We start from the raw sequence: 8,009 nt of genomic DNA, 5'->3' as shown, positions 1-8,009 counted from the left end.
AATACTGGTCCCCCGTCAACCGCGTCGACAACGCATACGGAGACCGAAACCTCGTCTGCACATGCCCTCCAATGGAAGCATACGAAGAAGCAGCTGAATAGCCAAAACATGACCCCCGCCAAAAGGCGGGGGTCATTGAAGGGAACAATATGTCTCTCACCTGACCCAATCAAACCAGTTGGTGGTTTTGATGAAGCATTATGTCATACAAAATTGTCACCCAGGTGCAGCTCAAATCGCCAACGTGGCAAAAGAACGCCCTCATCACATCGAAGTCATTCTGCGCTGCCAAGAGGATAGGGCATCAGCAGAATTGGTCGTGGAGTTTTTCCACGCGTTGAACACATTGATCGCTAAAAAAGCCTATGTGGTGACAGCACGTGTTGTTGCTACCGACAAAGTTGGTGGACCACTTGATTGGGCTGGGCGGACTGCGGTGTTCTGGGGCGACTTGGAGAGTGCATGGTGCCCGGCAGGAGACCAAAAGCTTTGGGTTTCGCAAGTGATGAATCTGTCACCCAGAGTGATATTGGTCGGCGGCGCCGTGATGCTGCTGGCACAGATGGCAGGCTCTGAACCTAGGGCGGCTGCAGTGCATGCCGCTTTTGAAGCGGCTGCTTTTGAACAGGGAATTACCAGCTGCGGGGCATCAACTTGCTTGGCGTCAAATGGTCGATTACACAGCGCCAATACCCGCATCAGTGCTCTGGGACTACTTTCGGAGCTCGTTTCGGCTGACCACGGTCAACATATTGCTGATGCGCTACGCAGATATGTCGGATTGAGCGAACCCAGGAAGAAAACCGAGAGTCAAATTGCCAATCGGCTCATCGGCGAAGCCAAAGGGGACGAGGTGGTCATTCATACGCTGGCGACCATGATGACGCATATCGAAGACCCGTTGAGCATTTCAGAACTTGCCGCGAAAGTTGGTACATCTGTCCGGCAGCTTCAGAGAAGATATCTCAGCAAAACAAATGCGAAGCTTCTGGACACTTACAAAGAGTTGCGTTTGGAGAGGGTTGGGATCTTGCTCAAATACACGGACATGCCCTTTGCAGAAGTTGCCGCCGCGACTGGGTTTTCGTCTCGTTCCGCTATGTCCCGAAGCTTCTTCAAACATTTCAAATCTACTCCCGAAGAAAGCAGGAAGCGGCGATATCTTGGGTGTGAATAGGACAAGAGCTCTCGATTCAGCGTGCTGTTTCTGGATGCGTAAAAGCACCTAATAGCGAACAGTCTGGCGTTCAAAAACAAGGGCGTGGACGCTTGAATGGGTGCGCCAATCGTGGCGCGAAGATCAAGCAACACGACATCTGTGATAGCCAAGGGCGTCCGATAAACCTTTTTTACTGCCGGGCACGCTAGCGACTCAATTGGCATGCGGGCCTTGCTTAGCAGCGTGTCAGAAGTTGACTGGCTGATTGGAGACCGTGGCTAAGACGCTGACCGGCATCTGAGATGCGTCAAAAAAAGGGATACGCGCCTGTTTCTAAGGTCGAAGGCGACGCACGAAGGCTGTCAAATACGACAAAGGTCACTACAAAGGGCGTAACCGGATCGAAATCATGCTCGGTAGCCTCAAGGATTCGCGGCTTGTCGCAATCCGCTCCAACAGATGTTCCAAGGTATTTTTGTCCGCAATAGTACTTGGTTGGGGTCATGCTTTGCGATAGATGAATTCACTTTCAGGATTGGCTGACATGGCGTCCAAAACATCTTTGACCCGGCTATTCAGAGGTGATTTTTTGCAAACGGGATCTGTGGCTTCGGCATCTTGCGCAAAGGCCATCGCCTGACACCGACAACCTCCGAAGTCGATCTCTTTCCTCTCGCAGCTTTGGCAGGGTTCGGGCAACCAAGCGGTTCCCCGATAGGCGTTGAAGGCACTGCTGTGGTGCCAGATGTCCGACAAGGGTTTATCGCGCACCGACTCGAATTCTAGATGAGTGATTGTCTGTGCCGCGTGGCAGGGTAAGACGGTGCCGTTGGGCGTGATGTTCAGGCCCGTGGACCCCCAGCCGCCCATACAGGCCTTGGGAAAGTCTGAGTAGTAATCAGGTGGCACGAAGTCGATGGTCAGGACACCTCGCAATTCCTTCCTGGCGCGGGCAACGGTGTCTTTAACGGCCCGGGTCTGCTCAAGCGTCGGCAGCAGTGCGGCGCGGTTCGGCAGCGCCCAGCCGTGGAATTGCACACAAGCGACCTCGAGCCTGCGGGCGCCCAGTTCGACGGCCATTTCGATCGTGCGATCCAGATCATCAAGATTGTGGCGATGCATGACCGCGTTCAGGGTCAGCGGGATACCCCTGTCACCGATCTCTTTGGCGATGACCATCTTTCGGTCAAAGCCGCCGCGATAGCCCCCAATGCGATCGGCCAGAGCGGCATTCGTTCCCTGCAAAGACAGTTGGATGTGGTCCAGCCCTGCCTCCTCGAGTCGATCCAGCCGTTTGGGGGTCAGCCCGATGCCGGAGGTGATCAGGTTGGTGTAAAGCCCGATACGGGCGGCCTGTGCGGTCAGGTCTTCGAGATCGCGGCGCGAGGCGGGCTCACCCCCCGACAAGTGCAATTGCAGGACGCCCATGTCGAAGGCCTGTTGGAACACATCTACCCAGGTCTGGGTGTCCAACTCGGTCTCTTTGCGTTCAAGCTCGACCGGGTTGCTGCAATAAGGGCAGCTGAGCGGGCAGCGGTGGGTAAGTTCGGCCAAAAGCGCGATGGGGGCTGGGGCGGTCATTTTTGCACCATTACATAAAGACGGCTGCGCAGGGCCAGCAGGAATCGTTGAACATCGGTTTCGACCTGATCGGCAGGGGCACCGTAAGTAGAGGCAAGATCAGTGACGATCTGGCTAAACGAGGTCTTACCATCCACCCGCGACAGGATGGCGACGCCGATATCGTCCAGTTCGATCACCTTTTCCGGGGCCTGCAGGACCATGCGGTCGCGCACCGTGTCGCGCTGAACCCGCACGCCGCGCGGCAGATAGGGGCGGTCGGACTGGTTCAGCTCAAGCGTCATAACAGGCCTTCCCCCGGCTTCCACGCGCCGGGCGGGATCAGGCCCGGTTCCACATATCCCGACCAGAGCGCATCCAGCTGCGCCCACAGAACGTTGGTTTTGAAGATTAGCGCTTCGCAGGCCATGTCTTCCTTTTCCGCTGTGTCCGCATGGTCCAAAACCCAGTTCAGGCCAAATGCTACGTCCTTGGGGGCTTGGGTCAGACGTTTTTGGAAATAGGACAGGCTGTTGGAATTGGCGAAGTCATAGTGCTGCAGCAGACCCTCGATCCGCTGCTCGTGGATTTTGGGGGCAAACAACTCGGTCAGAGAAGACGCGACCGCCTGCAGCAGGGGTTTTTCACGTACGTAATGCACATAGGCGTCGACGGCGAATTGGGTTGCGGGCAGGATGCCGCGGCCTGAGGCGACATAGTCGGGGTCCAGCCCTACGGCCTCAGCCAGTTTCAACCAGCGCCGGATGCCGCCGCCCTCGGTCACGCCGCCATCATGGTCTTCGATGCGGGATCGCCACTCACGCCGGATATCGGGATCGGTGCAGCGTGACATGAAGGCGGCATCCTTCATCGGAATCGCTGCCTGATAGGCCCACCGATTGATCACCCAGGCGCGCACCTGATCGGGGATGCAGTCCCCGCTGTGCAGCCGGTGATGAAACGGGTGTTTGTCGTGATAACGCTCCGCCCCGATCTGACGCAGGCGGGCCTCTAGGGTTTCGCGGCTCATATCGTGATCTCCTGCCCGTCATAGGCGATGGTCCAGCCTGCGGCTTCCACAAAGGCGCGTTCCGGGCTGTCGGGTTGCAGAACAGGGTTGGTGTTGTTGATGTGGATGAAGGTTTTCGCCGCGCGGATGTCTTGCAGTCGGGCGATCGACCCCTCGGGTCCGCTGATCGAGATATGCCCCATCCGCTGCCCGGTTTTCACACCGGTTCCGGTGCGGATCATCTCATCATCATCCCAAAGCGTGCCGTCAAAGAACAGCTGATCGGCATCCGCAATTCGGGCCAACAGGTCATCGGTTACCTGCGCGCAGCCGGGGATGTAATAGGCGGTCTTGTCGGTGGTGGTCAGCCGGACACCTACGGTCTGTTCGCCTAGCAGATCGGTCTGGACGCTGTCGCCTTCCATGAACAGCGGCACCTTGCCGGGCACTGCAAAAAGCCGCGCCTGCAGCCCCTCTTGAAGATTGAATTCATCGCCCAGGGCAATCTGACGGCGGCCCACCTTCTCGCGGTTGACCGCGTCGAAAATCCGGTTCTGGGACAGCACGTCCAGAATATCGCCCGTGGCAAACAGGGTGAACGGGGTCTGTTCACGCAGGCTGAGCAACCCAGCGATATGATCGATATCCCCGTTGGTCAGCAGAACCGAGGCAACAGGCGTGTCGCGCAGCGCGCGGGGATGCATTTTGGGGCTGTCCAGCATCTGCTGGCGAATATCGGGCGAGGCGTTCAGGATGCTCCATTTCAGGCCATCCGGGGACACCGCCAAAGAGGATTGGCCGGACGGCGGGATCTTACCCTTGCGGGCATCCTCGCAATTCCGGCAACCGCAGTTCCATTGTGGCAAACCGCCACCTGCAGAAGCCCCAAGAACCAGGAAATGCACTTTGGGCCTCCGCTGCTTTTACGTGATCAGAACAGGTCGGGCTCGTACTCGCGGCCTTCGTCCTCGGACGGAGAATACATGTTGATCTCCATACCGCAGTTCACTTCTTTCAGCTTTGGTGTGCTCCAGGTCATAGTGTCCTCCCGATGAATGACTGGCGTTGTTGAAAACCTACTACCGACACGATTTTCGGAAAATGCTCCTTTGGTCGTAGGGATGGGGTGTAGTGTTGAGGGGCGGGGGCGGCTGCGTCAACCGGCTTGGGGTCGTAGAGGCGGGACTTAGGACTTTCGTCGAATGTCATGGGCGCAGGGGGAAATATAGTCTCACGCTCATGCGCGCGATCCTGTTACTTGTGTTTTTGCTTTTCAGCGGCCTGTCGGTTCAGGCAGAGCCTCTGCCGCGTGAGCAGATCGAAACCTATATCCGCGCCCCGTTTTCACTCGGCGATGCGCTGAACGATGACGGGGTTTACAGCCTGCTGAACTCGGGCGGCAGTGAGGCCGGATATGTGTTTGAATCCGAACCTTTGGCCCCCTTGCCGGGCTTCTCAGGCGCGCCGATCAACATGCTGGTAGTGCTGGACCTTGAGGGGCGCTTTCTGGATGTCCAACTGATCGAACATAATGAGCCGATCTTTGTCTCGGGTCTGGGTGAGGCCCCGTTTCACAAATTCTTTGAACAATATGGCGGGCTGTCGATTTCGGATTCGATTGTGGTGGGAACACCCTATGGCGATGCCGCGGCGGGTTCACAGCTTGTTTATCTGGATGGCGTCACCAAGGCGACGGCCAGCGTACGCATCGCCCACGAATCCGTCATGGGGGCCGCGCTGGCAGTGGCCCGCGAAAAAATGCAGGGGCTGGCCACCGCGCCGCCCGCCTTTCCCGACCCCGAGTATCAGGAGAATCTGACCTGGCAGGATCTGGTCGATCAGGGCATCGCCACGCGCAAGACCTACACCAACGCGCAGGTCGACGCCTTGTTCGCAGGCACCTTGTGGGAGGATGACGACCCCGAAGCGCAGGATTACCCGGATGAGCCTTATTTGGACATCTGGGTTGTCGATGTAGGGCCTACTTCCATCGCCCGCGCTGCGCTGGCCGAGGACAGTTTCGACGACCTCCAGAGCTTTCTGGAAATCTCGGAAAATGATGAACCGATCCTGGTGATCGAAACCGCGCGCCACGGGTTGGTCAGCGAAGATTTCGTGCGCAATACCGCGCCAGACTGGCTGTCAGCCGAACAAGATGGCTTTCCTGTTGCCCTGCGCGATGCCGATCTGTTCGTGGAACTGGCCAATGGTCTGCCCGATGGTACGGCCATGATCCTGCGCACGGACCGTAGGTTGGGCTTTGACCCTTCGCGCGATTGGGTTCTGAAGGTACTGGCCGTGCGGGAACACGGCATGTTCCAGCCCGAAACAGGCTCGGTCACGCTTGAGGTGCCCCATATCACGCCCGAACGGTTCTTTACCCGTCCGGTTCAGATCACGCCGGTCCCGCCATGGCTTGAAGCGCTGCGCAACCGTCAGGCCGATATGATCGTTCTTGGGATATTCCTGACTGGTCTCGTCGCCGCGCTCAGCTTTCGTATGAATGTACTAGCGGCCCAACCTTTGTTCACGCCCCTCCGCATGGGCGTGCTGGCCGTTGTCATCGGCTTTGTCGGATGGTGGGGGCAAGGGCAGTTGTCCATCGTCACCGTCCTTGGAACACTCAGAGCAGCAGTCGAGGGCGGCAGTTTCGCGTTCCTTCTGTACGACCCGTTTTCCTTGCTGATCTGGGCAGTATCCATCGCTGGTTTCATCGCATGGGGCCGAGGACTGTTCTGCGGCTGGCTCTGCCCCTTCGGCGCAATGCAGGAGTTCGCGCATCACCTCGGCAAAGCCCTACGCCTTCCGCAAATTGAGCCGTCCGACGCCTGGGACAGACGCCTGAAATGGCTGAAATACGTCATCCTCGCGGGTCTTGTGGGCGTAGTGTTCGCCGCCCCCGATCAGGTCGACAAAGCCGCCGAGGTCGAGCCGTTCAAAACCGCGGTCACCACCTTCTTTGTGCGGGAATGGTACTACGTGGCTTATGCGGCGGGATGGCTGTTCCTTGGAATGGTGCTGTTCAAGGGATTTTGCCGCTATGTCTGCCCTCTTGGCGCTTTCATGGCGATTGGAGGGCTGTTGCGTGGGCGCGATTGGATCGACCGACGCGCGGAATGTGGCTCTCCGTGCCAATTGTGCAAGGTCAAATGCAAATACGGGGCGATCGCCAAATGTGGGCGTATCCAATATGACGAATGCTTTCAATGCCTTGACTGCGTGACGATCCATGACGACAGCACGAAATGCGTGCCTCTGATTGTCGCCGCCCGACGCCGCGCCAGAGAGGTCGCCGCCGAATGATAAACCGCCGCCGCTTCCTTGCCATCTCTGCCGCCGCGCTGGCGACCCCGGCCGCGGCCCAGCCCACAAAATGGCATGGCTACGCTTTGGGCGCAGAGGTCAACCTAACCTTTGACGCGCCTCCGGACGTTGCCGAACCCGCCATAGTCCGCATCCGAGCAGAGCTTGAACGCTGCGAAGCATTGTTCAGCCTCTATCGGCCAAATTCTGACTTGTCTCGGTTGAACCGTTCTGGACACCTGAAAGCACCCGCGCCCGAAATGATGGCGCTTCTGCGCGCCTGCGATAGCGCCTATCGGCAGACCGACGGGCGTTTTGATCCAACTGTTCAACCCTTGTGGCGGGCAGCGGCGCAGAATGGAGACCTCGATGCCGCGCGCAAAGCCCTTGGATGGGACCGGGTTCGGATTTCGCCCGATCACATTGCGCTGGATGCCGGCCAGGCACTGACGCTGAATGGTATTGCGCAGGGCTACGCCACGGATCTGGTCACAGAGGTGCTGCGCCAGGCGGGGTGGGGGAACGTATTGGTAAATATCGGTGAGTACTACGCCGCAGGGCGCAACTGGACCCTTGGCGTCTCCGACCCTCAACACGGGATCGTTCAGACCCGGAAGCTCAAAGATCAAGCGATTGCCACCTCCAGCCCAGGTGCGTTGCGACTGGGTGGCGGTCAATTTCATGTCCTGAATCCAAAAACCATGCACCCACCCCAATGGGCGACGGTCAGCGTTCAGGCGGCAGATGCGACATCGGCAGATGCATTGTCAACGGCACTTTGCCACGCAGATGAGGGTGAGATTCAAACCATCCTGGATCGGACACCCAAGAGCACCACTGTAATTTGTGTTCACCAGAATGGGTCTGTCCGGACCTTCCAATCATAGCAAAAGCCCCGGGGTTTTGCCCGGGGCTTTAGGTTTTATCACCTATGCGGTTACGAGCAGTTTTGGACGGCGCGTTTTGTCAACACTCCAA

At 58.0% G+C, this 8,009-nt stretch carries 8 protein-coding genes and 1 pseudogene; 4 read left to right on the top strand and 5 right to left on the bottom strand.

Translation table 11 applies throughout. The annotated features are described in order from the left end of the window. The first annotated feature begins 190 nt into the window (after positions 1-190). The gene (locus ACR0AI_RS21825; protein WP_480677195.1) at positions 191-1,177 is read left to right on the top strand and encodes a helix-turn-helix domain-containing protein; all 987 of its coding nucleotides are present in this window, start codon (positions 191-193) and stop codon (positions 1,175-1,177) included. A gap of 71 nt (positions 1,178-1,248) precedes the next feature. Beyond that, positions 1,249-1,676: pseudogene (locus ACR0AI_RS21820) on the top strand (transposase); the annotation flags it as partial. On the opposite strand, the gene pqqE reads toward ACR0AI_RS21820, so the two are convergent. From pqqE to pqqA, 5 genes are read right to left on the bottom strand one after another with little or no spacing between them, the layout of a single operon-like run. Next, positions 1,661-2,740, bottom strand: a complete 1,080-nt coding sequence (gene pqqE / locus ACR0AI_RS21815; protein ID WP_480677194.1) for a pyrroloquinoline quinone biosynthesis protein PqqE — start codon at positions 2,738-2,740, stop codon at positions 1,661-1,663. The pseudogene ACR0AI_RS21820 and the gene pqqE sit on opposite strands and share 16 nt — an antisense overlap. Then, complete coding sequence (gene pqqD, locus ACR0AI_RS21810; protein ID WP_480677193.1) at positions 2,737-3,024, bottom strand: pyrroloquinoline quinone biosynthesis peptide chaperone PqqD; 288 nt, start codon at positions 3,022-3,024, stop codon at positions 2,737-2,739. Before pqqD ends, pqqE begins: the two co-directional genes overlap by 4 nt. Further along, the gene (pqqC, locus tag ACR0AI_RS21805; RefSeq protein ID WP_480677192.1) at positions 3,021-3,749 is read right to left on the bottom strand and encodes a pyrroloquinoline-quinone synthase PqqC; all 729 of its coding nucleotides are present in this window, start codon (positions 3,747-3,749) and stop codon (positions 3,021-3,023) included. Before pqqC ends, pqqD begins: the two co-directional genes overlap by 4 nt. Beyond that, positions 3,746-4,633 (bottom strand): pyrroloquinoline quinone biosynthesis protein PqqB, encoded by an 888-nt coding sequence (gene pqqB / locus ACR0AI_RS21800; protein WP_480677191.1) that lies wholly within the window; start codon positions 4,631-4,633, stop codon positions 3,746-3,748. Before pqqB ends, pqqC begins: the two co-directional genes overlap by 4 nt. 26 nt (positions 4,634-4,659) lie before the next feature. Then, positions 4,660-4,767, bottom strand: coding sequence for a pyrroloquinoline quinone precursor peptide PqqA (gene pqqA, locus ACR0AI_RS21795; RefSeq protein WP_152460716.1), 108 nt, complete (start codon positions 4,765-4,767; stop codon positions 4,660-4,662). Between the two features lie 200 nt (positions 4,768-4,967). Between pqqA and ACR0AI_RS21790 the strand changes: the two genes are divergently transcribed. Both ACR0AI_RS21790 and ACR0AI_RS21785 read left to right on the top strand, forming a co-directional pair. After that, a complete protein-coding gene (locus tag ACR0AI_RS21790) occupies positions 4,968-7,031 on the top strand; it encodes a 4Fe-4S binding protein (RefSeq protein ID WP_480677190.1) in 2,064 nt (687 codons plus the stop codon). After that, positions 7,028-7,918, top strand: coding sequence for an FAD:protein FMN transferase (locus ACR0AI_RS21785; RefSeq protein ID WP_480677189.1), 891 nt, complete (start codon positions 7,028-7,030; stop codon positions 7,916-7,918). The genes ACR0AI_RS21790 and ACR0AI_RS21785 overlap by 4 nt, the downstream gene beginning before the upstream one ends. Positions 7,919-8,009: the final 91 nt, after the last annotated feature.

This window comes from Ruegeria sp. BG3 (genome assembly GCF_056538485.1).
This window is presented reverse-complemented; position numbering and strand designations above follow the sequence as displayed.